Below are 16,998 nucleotides of genomic sequence, written 5' to 3'. Positions count from 1 at the left end.
GTCAGCGGACGCCGTACGCCCGGATCACCGTCTGCTCGATGGTGCCGCCTGCTGCGTCCCGTGCCTCGACGCGGACGGAGACATGCTCGGTGCCGGTCGGCACCTTGAGACCGCTGGTGTAGACACCTGCGCCGGTCCGGCGCAGCGCCGCCTTGTGCCAGGTGACGCCGTCATCGGGCGACCACCACAGACGCGCCCCGGTCACCTTGCCTCCAGAGCTACCAGCCTGGTGACCGACCGTCACCGTGGCGGTGGTCTGCCGCGGAGCCTTGTTGGCGAGGCTCATGCCCTTGACGGCGTAGGCGACGTCGAGGACGGGCAGGTCGACCGACCCTGCCTTGGACCCGCCAGGCTCCGCGTGGAACGTCCACTCCGTGCGCACCCGCGTGGACCTGTCCCACCAGGGCGCTTCCCACGCCGCGCCGAGCACCACACGGTGGTCGGCGCCCCCGGCGGGGATGCGCACCTGCGCCGACGGGTACGTGTTGTCGGCGACGGCAGCGCCGTCCTGCCAGACGCGGAGCCGCGTGGTGTCCCCGCCGAACGAATCGAACGGATGTCTGTCCGCATCGCTCCAGGGCACGAGGCCGAGGGCGAGCGTGCGCCCTTCGGCGGTGATCGCCCCCTCGTCGAGCCGGGTGCCCAGCACGGCGCCACCGACGGTCGTCCGCGCCTTCTCACGCGGCGCGTACGTGCGAGGCTCACCCTGGAAATAGCCCTGGTCGGACTCGGCCGAACCCACGTACACCTCGTGGCCCCACGCGACGCCGTTCGCGCTCACGTACTCGGTGCGCCGGCCAGGAGTCGCGACCGGGCTGGACACCGCCGAGCCCCAGAGATGATCGGCCGCGAAGCCGACTCGCGCGCTCGCGTTCCGGTGGTCTGTGCCGAGCGCCGCGTATCCCGTGGTGAGCGGCGCCGTGTTCCGCTCCGTCGCCCGGAACTTGAACGTGTCCACCACCTCCTGCGCGTACAGGAGGTCATAGGTGTACGACGGCGCACGGCTCGCACCCGACGGGCCCGTCAGGACGAAATGGGTCTGCAGGTCGTGCGTACCGGTGGTGACCGCTGCCTTGGTGGGCGTCGCGTAGGCCGTCGCCTCGCCGGTGACCACGAGCCCGAAGCCGTAGGGCTCACCGTCGGCCGCGGTCCGGGTGTCATCCAGCGCGAGCGAGGCGAGGCCCGCGGGCCGCTGGGTGGTCACCGTCAGCTCCCGTGCCGTCCGCGCGTCGAGGACCAGCGCCGTGTCGTCGGCCACCTTGACCTCGGGGTGCAGCACGGCGGTCGCCTCGGACACCACGAACTCCTCGTCCGCGGTCCACAGGAAGCCCGTTACCGAGTAGCTGCCCGGCGGTACCCGCAGGTCGGCGCCCTCCGCGCCGATCTCCAGGTGCTCGCTGAACAGGGCGGGGTCGTCGACGTTCACGACACGGACGGTGGACGAGCCGGCATGCGGCTTCCCGTCGCGCCCGACCGCGTCGATTTTGAGGTCGGCGAGGTCGGGCTCCTTGTAGTAGCCGAGCGGGGTACGGACCTCCTGGCCGTCCGGTCCGGTGGCGGTGACGGCGCCCGAGTAGCGGCGCTCGACGGCACCGACCGTCGTGTTCACACGGACGTCGACGGTTGCGGTGCCTTGCGCCGGGACGGTCAGCGTGCTCGAGCCGAGCGTGACGGCGCGGGCCGGCAGGGGCTTGCCGTCCTGGCGGGTCGCCGTGACCGCGAGGTCAAGCGTGACCGCCGTGTCGGTGTCGTTCTCGTAGGTGAGCGTCCGCTTCACCCTGCCCTGCTGCGGGAACTCCAGCGCGCCGAACGACAGCGAGTCGGGAGACGCCATGACCGGCAGCTCCAGCGCGGCGGGCAGGTAGATGCGCCCGGCGCCCTCGTCGAACACGCCGCCGCTCGTGTGCTGGGCGGAACCCATGAGCACTGCCTTGAGCTGCTGCGCCGACAGGTCGGGGCGTGCCTGCTTGAGGACCGCCGCCGCCCCCGCCACGTGCGGAGCCGCCATCGAGGTGCCGCTCCAGGCGACGTACTTGCCGGTGCCCGAACCTGGCTTCGTGCCGGCGGCGCGGGCCGCGACGATCTCTACCCCCGGTGCGGTGACGTCCGGCTTGATCGCCTGGTCGAGCGCTCGCGGGCCGCGGCTGGAGAAGGTGGCGACGTCGTCGGCGTCGTCCACGGCGCCCACCGTCAGGGCGGAGCTCGCGGCCCCGGGCGTGGCCACCGTCCCGTACTCGCCGTCGTTGCCCGCCGCGACGACGAAGAGGGTCCCGTGCCGGGCACTCAGCGTGTCGAGGGCCACGGAGGTCGGATCAGTGCCGTCCGTGTAGTTCTCGGACTCGCCGAGGCTCAGGTTCACGACGTCGGCGCCCTCGCCGGCGGCCCACTCCATACCGTCGACGACCGACGACATCTCGCCGCCGCCGAACTCGTCGAGCACCTTGCCGACGAGCAGATCGGCCCCCGGCGCGACGCCACGGTTCTCGCCGCCCGACGCGTCGCCGGAGCCCAGCGCGATCGAGGCGACGTGCGTGCCGTGGCCGTAGTGGTCCTTGGTGTTCCCTGAACCGGTGAAGTCCTTGGCCCCGACCACGACATCGTCCAGGTCCGGGTGCGTGCGGTCTACGCCCGAGTCGAGCACCGCCACCGTCACACCTTCACCGGTGTAGCCAGCTTCCCAGGCCGCGGGGGCGCCGATCTGAGGCATCGAGTCCTCGTCGAGCGCCTGGACGGGTGCGTCCAGCCACACCTTGACCTCGGGCGTGGTCGACCGGGCCGCCGACCTCGACGTGTCGCGTCGTAGTCCTGCGAGCAGGTCGGCCGCTGCCTCGCGGTCCAGGTCCGCCGAGATCGCCCCGGCCGACTCGAGCGTCCGCTCGGGCTCCAGACCGAGCGCCGCCCAGTCGGGCTGGCGCCGGTCCTGCGGCTTCCCGGCGCCCGACGCCGTCCGGTCGCCCCGGGCGGACATGTCGGACCCGGCGGCCGCTTCGTGCGCCACGGCGGCGTCCTGCACGATGACCGGGACGGTGCCCCGGTTCGCGTCGTCATACCCGGCCGCGACCAGGCCGGAGACGTCGAACAACGCGCTGTCCATCCGGTCCGGCACGAGGCCGGCGACGTCGGCGGGGATCACGTGCAGCCGGTCGCCCTCCGTGATCCGCTGGAACGCGATGCCCTCCCGCCCAGCCCCTGGCGTGACGGCCGCCGAGCTGCGACCGTCGGCATGCCGGGTGAGTGTGACCCGGTCGCCGGTGATCAGGGTGACGGTCGCGGTCGACGGGGGGCCCGACCTCGTCAGGACCACCGGCGCGACGGCGGCGCCGTCACCGTCCGGTCCCGCCGCGACGGCACCGAGCGTCAACGCCGGTACTCCCGCCCCCGTCGCGACCGCTACGGCGATCGCCGCTGCTGCTGCGCCTGCTCTGGCACGCATCTGCTGTCTCCTTCGTGAGAAGCCGGCGGCAGGAGTGCCACCTCACGGGGGATGACGCCCGGGGAGCTGAGAAGGTTGGGCAGCAGATCCGGCGTCGTGCCTGCTCAGCGCCTCAAAACGGGCGTCGCCTCGCGGAGGCTGCGGGTGTACTCGTGCTGCGGGTCGTCGTACACCTGGCCGACGGGCCCCTGCTCCACGATCCGTCCGTCGCGCATCACCGCCACGTGGTCGCAGACGTGCCGCACCACGCCCAGGTCGTGCGACACGAGCAGCAGCGTCAGGGCGTGCTCGTCCGCCAGCCGCCCGAGCAGGTCGAGCACCTGCCGCCGGACGGAGACGTCGAGCGCGCTGACCGGCTCGTCCGCCACGAGGATCCGCGGCCGGCACACCAGGGCCCGTGCGATGGCTATGCGCTGCCGCTGCCCGCCCGAGAACTGGTGCGGGTACCGCTCCGTGGCATCGAGCGGCAGGCCGACGGCGTCCAGCATCTCGCGCACGGCGTCGCGCCGGGCCGAGGCCGTCCGCGGGCCGCCCTCGCGCACGTTCGCCGGGTTCAGGAGCGGCTCGGCCACGATGGCACCGACGGTCATGCGCGGGTCGAGCGAGCCGTACGGGTCCTGGAACACGAGCTGCAGGGCGGCGCGCAGGTCGCCCAGCTCGTGCGGCGCAGCAGGCAGGTCGACGCCCGCGCTGGTCACCCGGCCCGACGTCGCACGGTCCAGGCCCGCCACGATCCGCAGCAGCGTCGACTTGCCCGATCCGGACTCCCCCACGATGCCGAGCCGCTGTCCCTCGCGGACCTCCAGGGAGACACCGCGCAGCGCGTGCACCGGTCGGCCCCCGCCCGGGTACGTACGGGTCACGTCCTCGACGCGGATGAGCGCGGGTCCCGGGACCACGGCAGCCGGCCCGGTCCCGGCCCGTGGCCGCAGGGTCGACGCCGCCAGCAACCGTCTCGTGTACTCGTGCCGCGGCTGCGCGAACACCTGGGCGACCGGCCCTTCCTCGACCACCACGCCGTCGAGCAGCACCACCACCCGCTCGCAGACCTGGGACACCACCGCGAGGTCGTGCGTGATGAACAGGAGGCCGGCCCCCCGGTCCTCGACGAGGCGCACCATGAGGTCGAGCACCTGGCGCTGCACGGTGACGTCGAGGGCCGTCGTCGGCTCGTCCGCCACCAGCACCGCCGGGTCGTTGGCCAGTGCCATCGCCAGCACCACCCGCTGCCGCTGCCCGCCCGACAGCTCGTGCGGGTAGCGCCGGGCGGCACCGTCCGGCAGGCCCACCTCGGCCAGCAGCTCCGCGGTGCGCGCCGCCGCGGCCGCGTGCGCGGCGCCGTGCACCGTCATCGCCTCGGCGACCTGCCTGCCGACCCGCATCAGCGGGTTGAGGGCGGTCATCGGCTCCTGGAACACCATCGAGATCGCCTCGCCGCGCAGCCGCGCCAGAGCGCGCTCGCCCCGGTCCAGGAGGTTTCCCGGCACCTGGTGGAGGGCGACGTGCCCGGTCGCCGCCACGCCGTCGGGCAGCAGGCCGAGCGCCGCGAGGGCTGTCATGGTCTTGCCGGAGCCGGACTCGCCGATCAGGCCGACGCGCTCGCCCGGGGCGACCCGGAGGGACACGCCGGACAGGAGCGTGCGACCACCGTCCGTGCGGACGGTGAGGTCGCGGAGGTCGAGGGCGGAGGTCTCGGCGGGCCCGGCCGACGTCCCGGGCCCGGCCGACGGGGTGTCGACCGGCTCGGCCAGCGGGTCGCGCTCGGTCGGGGAGACCGCCGAGAGCCTCGGGTCGAGCACGTCGCGCAACCCGTCGCCCAGCAGGTTGAACCCGAGCACGGCCACCGCGATGGCGACGCCGGGCACGATCGCGAGGTGGTCGGAGACGCCGAGGAACTGCTGCGACTCCTGCAGCATGCGGCCCCACGACGGCGTCGGCGGGGGTGTGCCGAGGCCGAGGAAGGACAGGCCTGCCTCCGCGAGCACGGCTATCGCGAAGTTCACCGAGCACTGCACCAGCACGGTGCCCGCGATGTTGGGCAGCACGTGCCGCAGCGCTATCGCGGCCTCCCCGCGGTTCGCCGCCCGGGCGGCGAGCACGTAGTCGGACCGCATGACCTGGAGCGTCCCGCTGCGGGCCACGCGGGCGAAGGCCGGGATCGAGCCGATGCCGAGCGCGACCATCGCCGTCACCGTGCCCGCGCCGTAGACGGCTCCCAGCACGATCGCGAGCAGCAGGCCCGGGAACGCGAGGAGGAGGTCGCTGCCCCGCATCAGGAGGGCGCCGAGGCGCCCGCCCCGCATCCCCGCGAGCACGCCGAGCGGTACGCCCACCACCGCTGCGATCCCCACCGCGACGACGCCCACCAGCAACGTGATCTGCGCACCCGCCATGACCTGGGAGAACAGGTCGCGGCCGAACCGGTCCGTCCCGAACCAGTGCTCGGCGCCCGGCGGCAGGAGGCGCTCGGCGCCCGCGTGCTCCGGGTCGTACGGCGTCCAGACCAGCGACACCAAGGCCGTGACCACGACCAGCCCCACCAGCGTCGCGCCGATCACGAGCTGGGGGTGCCTGCCGGAGCGGCGGGGCTCTGTGGCAGGCCCGAGGTCCGGCGGCGGCGGGCCGACGGCGGCCGTGGTCGGGTCGCTCATGACGCTCTCCTGAGCCGGGGGTCCAGCAGCGTGTACGCGAGGTCGACCAGGAAGTTCAGCAGGACCACCAGCACCACGAGCACCGCCACGATCGACTGCACGGCGAGCAGGTCGCGGTTGCCCACCGAGTCCAGCAGCAGGCTGCCGAGGCCTGGCACGGCGAACACCCGCTCGATCACGACGGCGCCGATCAGCATCGACGCGATCTGCACGCCCACGACGGTCACGATCGGCACGCCGGCGTTCCGCAGCCCGTGTCGCACGAGCGCGCCCGTGAACGTGAGCCCCTTGGCGCGGGCGGTGCGGAGAAAGTCCTCGCGCATGATCTCCAGCACGGCGCTCCGCACGTACCGGGTGATGATCGCGGCCTGCACGGAACCCAGCGCGACGGCGGGCAGCAGCACGTGCCGCCAGAACTCCCCGAGCCCCTCGGCGGGCGCCGTCCAGCCGCCCGAGGGCAGCCACCCGAGCCGCACGGCGAACACCGCCACGAGCAGCACACCCACGAGGAAGTTCGGCACGGCCACGCCCACCTGGCTGACCGCGGACAGGGTCACGCCGCCCGCGTTCCGGTGCCAGACGGCGGCCAGCGTGCCCACCGGTATCGCTACGACCAGGGCGACCAGCATGCCGAGCAGCACGAGGATGCCCGTCACCTGTACCCGGTCGGCGATCAGCGGTGTGAGGTCCTGCGAGGTCACGTAGCTCGTACCGAGGTCCCCCGTGAGCAGCCCGCCGACCCACTCCAGGTACTGGGCGACGAGCGGCCCGTCCGTGCCGTGCTCGGCGCGCCAGGCCGCGAGCGCCTCGGGGGACGCCTCGATCCCGAGCGCCACGACGGCGGGGTCACCGGGAAGCACTCGCAGCAGCACGAAGATCGCCGCCGTCGCCACGAGGAGGGTGGCGACGAGCTGGGCGAGGTGGGAGGCGAGGTGTCTGGCCACGGGTGGTGTCCGGCGTCGGGCCGCGTCAGCCGTCGGACCAGCGCAGGCCGGTCAGGTCCATCGACTCCGTGGTCGCGTTCGCGGCGATGCCCGTCAGGCGGGCGTCCGCCACCACCGTGTTGGGGAAGAGGAACAGCGGGTTGCTCGCCGCGTCGTCGACGATCATCCGGGCGACCTGCTGCATGCCTGCGACGTACTCGTCCGGGCTGCCCCGGTCGGCCTGCTGGGCGACCTCGGTGAGCCGTGGGTTGTCGTAGCCGATGTAGTAGTCGGGGTCGCCGAAGATCGTCAGCAGGTCCCGGGCCTCGGTGTGGAGGATCACGGACATCTGGTAGTCGTGCTTGGTGAACACCTTGTCCAGCCAGACGGCGGGGAACTCCGCCGGGACGATCTTTGCGTCGATGCCGACGTCCTGGAGCTGTGACACGACCACCTGGGCGACGGCCTCCGCGTAGGGGCGGGTCGGGACGTCGAAGGTGATGCTCAGGTCCTCGGCGCCGGCTTCCTCCAGCAGCTCCCTTGCCTTGTCCGGGTCGTACGGGTAGGCGTCGGTCAGGTCCTGGTAGTAAGGGTCGGTGGGCGGGACCATCGAGCCGATGAGCTCCCCGTGCCCGGCCCACGCGGTATCGAGGACGGCCTGCCGGTCGATCGCGTACATGATCGCTCGGCGCACCTGGAGGTCGTCGAAGGGCGGCTCGGCGTTGTTCAGCGCGAGCAGGACCTCGCCCGTCGACGTGCCGTCGATGACCTGCAGCTCCTCGTTCTGCTCGAGGCCTGCCAGCAGGTCGGGGGTCTGCAGGTTGTACGCCATGTCGATTTCTCCGGCGCGGACCGCGTTCGCCTGCGCGTTGGCGTCCGCGAAGTAGCGGACGGTGACGTCCGTGATGGCAGGTGCCGCCCCCCAGTAGTCGTCGCGGGCGGCGAGCGTGATGTGCTCGCCGGGGGCGACCTCCTCGACCGTGTAGGGGCCGGTGCCGACCGCCTCGGTCGCCAGGTCCGCGGACAGGTCGTCCGGGAACATGGCTCCCACGGAGGTGCCCATGTCGAACAGCCACGCGTTGCTCGGGCGCCTCAGCGTCACCGCGACCTCGGTGTCGCTCGTCGCCTCGGCCTTCGCCACCACGTCCATCTTGGACTTCAGGCTCAGCGTCCAGTCCTCCTGGACCCGCTCGATCGACGCCACGACGTCGTCAGCGGTGAACGGCGAGCCGTCGGAGAACGTCACGCCGTCGTGCAGCATGAACGTGTAGACGGTGCGGTCGGCGTTGACCTCCCACGACTCGGCGAGCTGCGGCTGGACCGCGCCCTCCTGGTCGATCGTGACCAGGCCCTCGTACACGTTGTTCATCAGCAGCTGCGGGATGGCCGAGCCCGACGTGGTCGTGAAGTCGAGGTTGGTCGGCTCCCCGGTCAGGCCGACGACGACGTCGGTGCGTGCTCCTTCGGCCTCACCGGAGGAGCTCCCGGCAGAGCACGCCCCCACGAGCGCCACGGAGGTGAGGGCGGCGACTGCGCCGACGGCGCGGCGCCTGGTGAGGGTCTGCACGAAGCAAGGGTAGTCGGGGTGAACCTGTCGCTGGTCAGGGCCCGAGAAGTGCGGCGGGAATCACAGCGACGCCGTCCTGACGGCGGTAGGCGTACTTGCCGGTGGTGATGACGGCCCCTTTCTCTCCTCAGCAGCAGCCGGGCGTTGACTGCCCCACATCCGCTACTACACGTTTTGCGCACCTTCCACTCCACCGCGTGCGCACCATCTCGTGACCGCAGCAATGTTCGTTCACGCGAGGAGCGGAACAAAGGATCGCTACCGGTCGCCCGCTTCACCCGCCACTGAACAGCCAGCGCTCCGGCGCCCCGCACGTACGCTGTCTTCGTGCGCCTCGTCACCTGGAACGTCAACTCCATCCGAACGCGGGTCGACCGCGTGCTCGCCTTTCTCGACCGGTCGCAGACCGACGTCCTGGCGATCCAGGAGACCAAGTGCCGGGACGACCAGTTCCCGACGGCGGCGTTCGAGGCCGCCGGGTACGAGGTGGCGCACTTCGGGCTCTCGCAGTGGAACGGCGTGGCGATCGCGTCGCGCGTGGGCCTCGCCGACGTCGCCACCCACTTCCCGGAGCAGCCAGGATTCGCGAAGACGATCATCGAGGACGGCCCGGACCCGCTGCTCGACGTCGTGCCGCCGATCGAGGCACGTGCGATCGGCGCGACCTGCGGCGGAGTCCGGGTGTGGAGCCTGTACGTGCCCCACGGCCGCGCGCTCGGCGACCCGCACTACACCTACAAGCTGGCCTGGCTCGACACTCTGCGTACCGCCGCGCAGGGCTGGGCCGACGCCGGTGACGCCGTCGCGCTCATGGGCGACTGGAACGTGATCCCGCTCGACACCGACGTGTACGACGCCACGGCGTTCGAGGGGAAGACGCACGTGTCCCTGCCGGAACGGGCCGCGTTCGACGCCTTCGGCGAAGCCAGGTACACGGAGCTGACGAGGAAGTTCCTCCCGGAGGAGCGCACCTACACGTACTGGGACTATCAGCAGCTCGCCTTCCCCCGGAACAAGGGGCTGCGGATCGACTTCTGCTGGGCGTCGCCCGCGCTCGCCGGCCGTGCGTCGGCCGCCGCGATCGACCGGGAGGAGCGCAAGGGCAAGGGCGCTTCCGACCACGTCCCCGTGATCGTCGACCTGACCGACTGATGCACCCCCTGTACGCGGCAGAGCACGCAGAGGTTCCACCCGCGATGGGGAAATCAGCGGGTGACGTTGTCCATAAATGGAGCGCAGTCGGAGCGGGCGTCGTCCCGGTGCCAAGGTCGTTGCCGAATGTCGGTAAGTTAACTGCATGACGTCGACGCCCGACCAGTCCCCGGCCGCCACTGAAGTCTCCAAGGTCCCTGCCACGGACCCTGTCGAGACGGCGTCCGTGGTCGAGGTGGAGCAGGATCCGGCACCCGACACCGCCGAGAGCGCGCCCCTCTCGAACGGTGCGGCGACGTCCGGGCAGGTGGGCGCGGACGCGCCGGACGACGACGCGGCGCCGACGGACGGTGCTGCCCCGAGCGCGGCTGCCGAGGCCGCTGCGACGGAGGCCGCTGGAGCGGCCGAGGCTGCTGAGGCCGAGGCCTCTGAGGCTGCGGCCTCTGAGGCCGAGGCTTCTGAGGCTGCCGAGGACGGCACGGACGAGCCGACGGCGGACGCCCCGCCGACCTCGGAGCCCTCGTCCGTGGCCGGTTCCGGGACGGACGACGTCGAGCCTGCCGCACCGGTCGAACCCGTAGCGGTCGAACCCGTGGCGCCGACCGTGGAAGGCGCTGCTGGTTCCGAGCCGGCCCCGGCTGAGCCCGTCGAACCCGCAGAGCCCGCTGCCGAGGAGGCCACTGCAGGGACGCCGGACGCAGAGAGTGCCGCTACAGAGGTGCCTGGTGAGTCCGGTGAGTCCGGGACCAGCTCTGAACCCCAGACCCTCCCGAAGCGCACCGAGGCGCCCACGGAGGAGATCACTGTCGTGCCGGCGCCCGTGCCCACCGCCACGCCGGAGCCGACGCCGGCCGTCCAGGACGCAGCGGCCCCGGACGCTGCGCGGGCCGATGACGCGGTCGAGGCCGACTCGGACGACACCGACACCGACACCGACACCGACACCGACACCGACGAGGCAGGCACGTCGACGTCCGCCGGTGCGAGCGGGTCCGGCACCCGGACGCCGTCGGACAGCGCGGCTGCGCCGGTCGTCGAGGAGTCGTTCGACTTCAAGGCGCTCTCCTTCGCCGCGATCACCGCGGCACACAAGAAGGAGCTCGGGCCACGCACCGTCGCCGGCGAACCGGAGCCGGCCGACGACCAGGAGGCAAAGGACCAGGAGGCCGACGAGCAGGCCGCTGCCGAGGACGCGCCCGCCGCGGTCCCGGCGGAGGCGCCTGGCGAGCAAGCACCTGCCGAGGCGGAACCGGCGGCCGCGGACGAGACGCACGCCGAGCCGGCAGAGCTCTTCGCGCCACCCGCTGCGTACAGCCCACCGCCCGCCGCGCCACCGAGCCCGTTCCCGACGCCCGCAGCGCCGCCGCAGCACCGGCCCGACGCACCGGGGCACGGCGCGGGCTCCGGGCCGCAGCAGCCGCCGTCGCCGTTCCCTGCCACGCGCGACGGTTCTGCGCACTCGTTCCCGGCGGTGCACGGCTACGCGCCCGAGGCTTCCTATGCCGGCTGGCGCCCGCCGACGGAGGCCGACGCGACCGCCAGACGGCGCCGGTTCGGCATGATCGGCGGCGCCGTCGCGGCAGTCGTCGCTGTGGTGGTCGGCATCGCCACCATCGTGAACGTGGCGAACGAGCAGCAGTGGGAACCGATCGAAGCGATGATCGCCGAGCCTCGTGAGGTACACCCGCTGCAGCTGGTCCTCGGGTCGTGCGTGGAGACGGTCCCCGCGGACGGCGAGGTCTCCGAGGTTCTCGCGGTGCCCTGCGACGCCTCGCACACCGCGCAGGTGGTGGGCCGCACCGATTTCGCCGACGCCGCGGTCTGGCCAGGACGGGACGCGGTCGACAAGCGGGTGGCTCTCGTGTGCGGTACCAAGCAGCTCGGCCCCGTCGCACGGACGAGCGCCGTCGTCGACTCCGTGAGCTACGTGGTCTGGGGCCCCAGTGCGGATTCTTGGGACGACGGGGATCGTGTCGGCCTGTGTCTCGCGACCACCGCCGAACCGATCACGCGGGATCTCCTGCAGTGACCGAGAGCATCGTCGGGGCCTGACCGCCACAGCCGTCCAGCAGGGTCTGACCCAGCGGGGTCAGCGCGTGGATCACCGTGTTGCGCTCGCGTCCGCTGGTGATGAGACCGGCGTTGCGCAGCACCGTGGCGTGCTCGGACGCCGACGCCGGGGAGATCGCCAGCCGCTGCGCGATCTCGCTGGTCGTGGCCCCGGTGCCGAGCACACGTAGCACCGCGGCCCTGGTGCGGCCGAGGAGTGCGGTGAGCTGACGTCCGCCGTCGGACCGGGCCTCGAGACCTCGGTCCGCCCCGGCGGGTTCGCGCGCGATCGGATAGACCAGCACGGGTGGCAGCTCGGAGTCGGCCAACGTGATCGGCGCACGAACGCAGAAGTACGACGGGATGACCAACAGGCCGCGTCCCGCCAGATAGACGTCCCGCTCGGCGGCGGTCGCCACCGACAGGACCGGGTGCTGCCACCGGACCGAGGGGTGCAGCGTCCGCAGCGCATGCTCGGTGCCGCCCGCCACCCAGGCCCTTGTGCGCGCTGCTCGGTCGATGTCGACGGTGGCGCGGATCCCGCTCCAGTACGGGGCCACCGCCTGCTCGTAGTAGGAACGCATCGCGACGCCGAGCCCACGCACCGCCGGTGCGGAACCGTCGGCGAGGTCGCGCATCCAGGCGTGCGACGTGTGTCCGCGCGGCAGCATCGAGATGTCGTTGCCCAGCCGCACCCTGGAGGTGGACAGCACCGCGTCGAGCCCGGTCTCGAAATCATCGGTACCGGTCACGGGCGTGAGGAAGTCCGGCGAGCACCCCCGCGGCGGCATCAGGCGCAGCAGCATCCGGGCAGCGGGGCCCAGGCCGGACAGCACCCGCTGCCGCCAGGGCCCGAACAGCACGCTGCCCGAACGCTGGTTCACCACATGAGCGCTGAGCAGCACCTCCCACATGGGGTCCGGGACCGGAGCTATCCGGACCCGGGCAAGATCGTCCGAAGTGAAATGAAACCGCAGCATCAGGCCCTCCCCGGTTTTCGTCCCGCACACACAGAGGGACGTAGGAGATTTCCAGTTCTGGACGATCGGACTGCCACCTTCACAACACCACCACATCGGCCGAGCTGCGTGACCCCGCGTACGCCGAACGACGTACACGGGACCGCTTGATCAGGCGGTCAGCACCTTGCGGTCGAGGGTCAGGCCCTCGCCGTCCGCGCGGTCCACGACCACCGTGTCCCCATCGGACACCTCACCTGCGAGCAGCAGCCGCGCCAGGCGGTCGCCGATCTCCCGCTGCACCAGACGGCGCAGCGGACGGGCGCCGTACGCCGGGTCGAAGCCCTCGAGCGCGAGCCACTCCCGCGCCGCCTCCGTGACGTCGAGCGTGATGCGACGGTCCTCCAGCCGCTTCGCGAAGGCACCGACCTGCAGCTCCACGATGCTGCCGAGCTCGGCAAGAGTCAGCGCGTCGAAGACCACCACGTCGTCGAGCCGGTTGAGGAACTCCGGCTTGAACGAGGCGCGCACGGCCGTCATCACGGACTCGCGCCGCTCCTCGTCCGACAGCATCGGTTCCACGAGGAACTGGGAGCCGAGGTTCGAGGTCAGGACCAGGATCGTGTTGCGGAAGTCGACGGTGCGGCCCTGGCCGTCGGTGAGGCGGCCGTCGTCGAGCACCTGGAGCAGGACGTCGAAGACCTCGGGGTGCGCCTTCTCCACCTCGTCCAGCAGCACCACCGAGTAGGGCCGACGCCGGACCGCCTCCGTGAGCTGGCCGCCCTCCTCGTACCCGACATAGCCGGGAGGCGCGCCGACGAGCCGGGCGACCGAGTGCTTCTCGCCGTACTCGGACATGTCGACGCGCACCATGGCGCGCTCGTCGTCGAACAGGAAGTCCGCCAGCGCCTTGGCGAGCTCGGTCTTGCCCACGCCCGTGGGACCGAGGAACAGGAAGGAACCGGTGGGCCGGTCGGGGTCCGAGACGCCTGCCCTCGTACGGCGCACGGCGTCGGACACCGCGGCGACCGCTGCCTGCTGCCCGATGAGCCGTTCCCCGAGAACCTCCTCCATGTGCAGGAGCTTCTCGGACTCACCCTGCAGCAGCCGTCCGGCGGGGATGCCGGTCCACGCGGCGACCACCTCGGCGACCTCGTCCGCGCCCACCTTGTCGGCGATCATCGGCGGCTCGTCGTGCTCCGGGCCCGTGCCCTGCAGGTCGTCGTCCGAACCTGCCTCCGCCTCCTCCGCGGCCACGAGCTCCTTCTCGACCACCGGGATCTCGCCGTACTGGATGCGTGCGGCCCCCTCCAGGTCCCCCTCGCGCAGCTTGCGCTCGGCGTCGGTGCGCAGCCCGTCGAGGCGCGCACGCAGGTCACCGACCCGGTTGTGCCCCGCCTTCTCGGACTCCCACCGTGCGGTGAGCGCGGCCAGAGCCTCGCGGCGGTCGGCGAGGTCGGCACGCAGGCGCTGCAGCCGCTCCTTGGAGGCGGCGTCCTCCGACTCGGACAGCACCACCTCCTCCATCTCGAGCCGCGTGACGGCGCGCTGCAGCTCGTCGACCTCCACCGGGGAGGAGTCGAGCTCCATGCGCAGCCGCGACGCGGCCTCGTCGACCAGGTCGATCGCCTTGTCGGGCAGCTGCCGCCCGGAGATGTACCGGTCGGAGAGCGACGCCGCGGCCACGAGGGCGGAGTCCGCGATGGTCACCTTGTGGTGCGCCTCGTAACGCTCCTTGAGCCCGCGCAGGATGGCCACCGTGTCCTCCACCGAGGGCTCGCCAACGAAGACCTGCTGGAACCGGCGCTCCAGCGCGGGGTCCTTCTCGATGTGCTCGCGGTACTCGTCGAGCGTGGTGGCGCCCACCATGCGCAGCTCACCTCGCGCGAGCATCGGCTTGAGCATGTTGCCCGCGTCCATGGCGCCCTCGCCCCCTGCACCAGCGCCGACCACCGTGTGCAGCTCGTCGATGAAGGTGACCACCTCACCGTCCGACGCCGTGATCTCCTCCAGGACCGCCTTGAGGCGCTCCTCGAACTCACCGCGGTACTTCGCCCCGGCCACCATCGAGGCCAGGTCCAGCGCCACGAGGCGCTTGCCCTTGAGGGACTCGGGCACGTCGCCCGCCACGACCCGCTGGGCCAGCCCTTCCACGACGGCGGTCTTGCCGACGCCGGGCTCGCCGATGAGCACCGGGTTGTTCTTGGTGCGGCGGCTCAGGACCTGGATCACGCGGCGGATCTCCGAGTCGCGGCCGATCACCGGGTCGAGCTTTCCGTCCCGGGCGCGCTGCGTCAGGTCCGTGCCGTACTGCTCGAGCGCCTTGTACGTGCCCTCGGGGTTGGGGCTCGTGACCCGGCCGGATCCCCGGACGGCGGGCAGTGCCGCGCGCAGGGCGTCGGCCGTGGCACCGGCGGCGGTCAGGATCTGGGCAGCGGGTGACTGCCCGGCCGCTACGGCGACGAGCAGGTGCTCGGTGGAGACGTACTCGTCACCCAGCCCCTGCGCCTCCTTGGACGCCAGGTCGAGGACCGTCGCCATGGCGCGGCTCGCGCTCGGCTGGGCGGTGCTCGCGCCGCTCGCCTGGGGCAGCGCGACGAGAGCTGCACGCACCTGCTGGCCGATGGTCTGCGTGCTCGCCCCGACCGCGTCGAGCAACCCGGTCGCGACACCGCGCTCCTGCTGCAGCAGCGACGCGAGCAGGTGGACCGGCTCGAGCTGCGGGTTGCCGGCTGCCGACGCCGACTGGATCGCGTCGCCGATCGCCTGCTGCGACATGGTCGTGAACTTGGTGTCCATGAGGCCTCCCAGGGATGCTGAAGTGTCTACGGGATCAAAAGGGGTCAAAGTTGAGCCTACTCCACTCAACCTTGGAACTCACTGTAGCGTGCACCACCCACACTCGTACCGTTGGCGCATGAACACCCAGGTCATCGTTCTCAACGGCGGTTCGAGCTCCGGGAAGTCCGGCATCGCGCACAGCCTGCAGGCAGTCCTGCCCGACGCCTGGCTCTCGCTCAGCATCGACACCCTCGTCGACGCGATGCCCGCCCGCCTGACGTCCGGCGGCGACGGGATCGGCTTCGCGGACGACGGCGGCGTCGACGTCGGGCAGGAGTTCATGGTGCTGCAGGACGCCTGGATCGCCGGGCTGGCCGCCATGGCGCGCGCGGGTGCACACGTCGTGGTCGACGACGTGTTCCTCGGGGGCGCCGCGTCCCAGCGGCGCTGGCTGGACGCGCTGGGCGACGTGCCGACCCTCTGGGTCGGCGTGCGCTGCGCCGCTGCGGTCGCGGAGGCCCGCGAGGCAGCCCGCGGCGATCGCGTGGCGGGCATGGCCGCGAAGCAGGCGGTCGTCGTCCACGAGGGCGTGGCCTACGACCTGGAGGTGGACACCACGAGCACCGCGTCGGCGGACTGCGCGCGGGTCATCGCCGCACGCCTGAGATCATCGCGGGGTGACCGAGCAGACTGACGACTCCCTGACTCCACCCCGTGCCGCCGTCGTCGGGATCGTCGGCGGCGCGTTCTCGGGGCTGTTCGGCCTGGGTGGCGGCATCGTGATGGTGCCGCTCCTGACCTCGCTCGGCGGCCTCACGCAGCGCCGGGCCAGCGCCTACTCGCTCGCGGCGATCCTGCCCGCGGCGATCGTCGGGTCCATCCCGTACCTGACGCACGACGCCGTCGACCTGATCGCCGCAGGACTGCTCGTCGTGGGAGCCGTGGTCGGCGCGGTGGTCGGCGCGCGGCTGCTCGCCCGCGTCCCGGAGACCCTGCTGCGCTGGCTGTTCGTCGCGGTGCTCGTCGCGGGGGTCGTGCGCTCCCTGCTGGACGGGTTCGGGGAGCCGCCGTCGGTCGACTCCGCCCAGGGGATCCCCAGCCTGCTCGACGGCGCGGGGATGATCGGGCTGGGTCTCGTCATGGGGGTCGCGTCCGGCCTGCTCGGCATCGGGGGCGGCCAGCTCGCCGTCCCGGGCCTGTCCGCCCTGTTCGACTTCGCACCCGCGCTCGCCAAGGGCACGTCCCTGGTCGCGATGATCCCCACCGCCGTCTCGGGAACGTGGGTCAATGCCCGCAACCGCCTGGTCCACCTGAGGTCGGCGGCGATCATCGGCCTGGTGGCGTCCGTGTTCTCGTTCGGCGGCGCGAGCCTCTCGGTGGTGCTGCCGCCCAGGATCGCGTCGATCGCGTTCGCCGCGCTGCTCGTGTTCGCGCTGGCGCAGCAGATCCGCAAGGCCCTGCAGAAGCACTAGCGTGCCCGTGC

10 protein-coding genes are annotated in these 16,998 nt (G+C 72.2%); 4 read left to right on the top strand and 6 right to left on the bottom strand.

Features of this window, described 5'->3' with window-relative positions; translation table 11 throughout:
- Nucleotide 1 precedes the first annotated feature (1 nt).
- The 4 genes from APR04_RS17695 to APR04_RS17680 all read right to left on the bottom strand — a co-directional run bounded on the left by APR04_RS17695 (nt 2) and on the right by APR04_RS17680 (nt 8,574).
- Nucleotides 2–3,433: a S8 family serine peptidase gene (locus APR04_RS17695; protein WP_253872431.1), complete on the bottom strand. Its 3,432-nt coding sequence runs from the start codon at nt 3,431–3,433 to the stop codon at nt 2–4.
- 104 nt (nt 3,434–3,537) lie between these two features.
- The gene (locus APR04_RS17690) at nt 3,538–6,084 is read right to left on the bottom strand and encodes an ABC transporter ATP-binding protein/permease (RefSeq protein WP_253872428.1); all 2,547 of its coding nucleotides are present in this window, start codon (nt 6,082–6,084) and stop codon (nt 3,538–3,540) included.
- A complete protein-coding gene (locus tag APR04_RS17685) occupies nt 6,081–7,028 on the bottom strand; it encodes an ABC transporter permease (RefSeq protein ID WP_253872425.1) in 948 nt (315 codons plus the stop codon). The genes APR04_RS17690 and APR04_RS17685 overlap by 4 nt, the downstream gene beginning before the upstream one ends.
- A 25-nt stretch (nt 7,029–7,053) precedes the next feature.
- Nucleotides 7,054–8,574 (bottom strand): ABC transporter substrate-binding protein, encoded by a 1,521-nt coding sequence (locus tag APR04_RS17680; protein ID WP_253872422.1) that lies wholly within the window; start codon nt 8,572–8,574, stop codon nt 7,054–7,056.
- Between the two features lie 327 nt (nt 8,575–8,901).
- On the opposite strand from APR04_RS17680, the gene APR04_RS17675 reads away from it, so the two are divergent.
- Nucleotides 8,902–9,726 (top strand): exodeoxyribonuclease III, encoded by an 825-nt coding sequence (locus APR04_RS17675; protein WP_253872419.1) that lies wholly within the window; start codon nt 8,902–8,904, stop codon nt 9,724–9,726.
- A 145-nt stretch (nt 9,727–9,871) separates the two neighbouring features.
- Nucleotides 9,872–11,755: a septum formation family protein gene (locus APR04_RS17670; RefSeq protein ID WP_253872418.1), complete on the top strand. Its 1,884-nt coding sequence runs from the start codon at nt 9,872–9,874 to the stop codon at nt 11,753–11,755.
- On the opposite strand, the gene APR04_RS17665 is transcribed toward APR04_RS17670, so the two are convergent.
- Together APR04_RS17665 and clpB are read right to left on the bottom strand one after the other, a co-directional pair.
- Entirely contained in the window at nt 11,733–12,755 is a 1,023-nt protein-coding gene (locus APR04_RS17665; RefSeq protein WP_253872416.1) for an ArsR/SmtB family transcription factor, read from the bottom strand. The two genes, APR04_RS17670 and APR04_RS17665, sit on opposite strands and share 23 nt — an antisense overlap.
- A gap of 150 nt (nt 12,756–12,905) precedes the next feature.
- Entirely contained in the window at nt 12,906–15,533 is a 2,628-nt protein-coding gene (clpB, locus tag APR04_RS17660) for an ATP-dependent chaperone ClpB (RefSeq protein ID WP_253872414.1), read from the bottom strand.
- Between the two features lie 118 nt (nt 15,534–15,651).
- Here clpB and cpt point away from each other — a divergent pair, with 118 nt between their 5' ends.
- Nucleotides 15,652–16,209 carry a chloramphenicol phosphotransferase CPT gene (gene cpt, locus APR04_RS17655; RefSeq protein WP_253872412.1) on the top strand — a complete coding sequence of 186 codons (558 nt, stop codon included), beginning with the start codon at nt 15,652–15,654 and terminating at the stop codon, nt 16,207–16,209.
- Nucleotides 16,193–16,987, top strand: coding sequence for a sulfite exporter TauE/SafE family protein (locus APR04_RS17650; RefSeq protein WP_253872410.1), 795 nt, complete (start codon nt 16,193–16,195; stop codon nt 16,985–16,987). Before cpt ends, APR04_RS17650 begins: the two co-directional genes overlap by 17 nt.
- Nucleotides 16,988–16,998 lie beyond the last annotated feature (11 nt).

This window comes from Promicromonospora umidemergens (assembly GCF_024171995.1).
Taxonomy (GTDB): domain Bacteria; phylum Actinomycetota; class Actinomycetes; order Actinomycetales; family Cellulomonadaceae; genus Promicromonospora; species Promicromonospora umidemergens.
The sequence above is the reverse complement of the archived record's forward strand: the minus strand, read 5'-3'. Positions and strand labels throughout refer to the sequence as shown.

What these genes read in the sequence shown, in the direction of transcription:
- APR04_RS17695 (WP_253872431.1), bottom strand. Translation starts at nt 3,433, where the DNA reads ATGCGTGCCAGAGCAGGCGCAGCAGCAGCGGCGATCGCCGTAGCGGTC.
- APR04_RS17690 (WP_253872428.1), bottom strand. Translation starts at nt 6,084, where the DNA reads ATGAGCGACCCGACCACGGCCGCCGTCGGCCCGCCGCCGCCGGACCTC.
- APR04_RS17670 (WP_253872418.1), top strand. Translation starts at nt 9,872, where the DNA reads ATGACGTCGACGCCCGACCAGTCCCCGGCCGCCACTGAAGTCTCCAAG.
- APR04_RS17665 (WP_253872416.1), bottom strand. Translation starts at nt 12,755, where the DNA reads ATGCTGCGGTTTCATTTCACTTCGGACGATCTTGCCCGGGTCCGGATA.
- clpB (WP_253872414.1), bottom strand. Translation starts at nt 15,533, where the DNA reads ATGGACACCAAGTTCACGACCATGTCGCAGCAGGCGATCGGCGACGCG.
- cpt (WP_253872412.1), top strand. Translation starts at nt 15,652, where the DNA reads ATGAACACCCAGGTCATCGTTCTCAACGGCGGTTCGAGCTCCGGGAAG.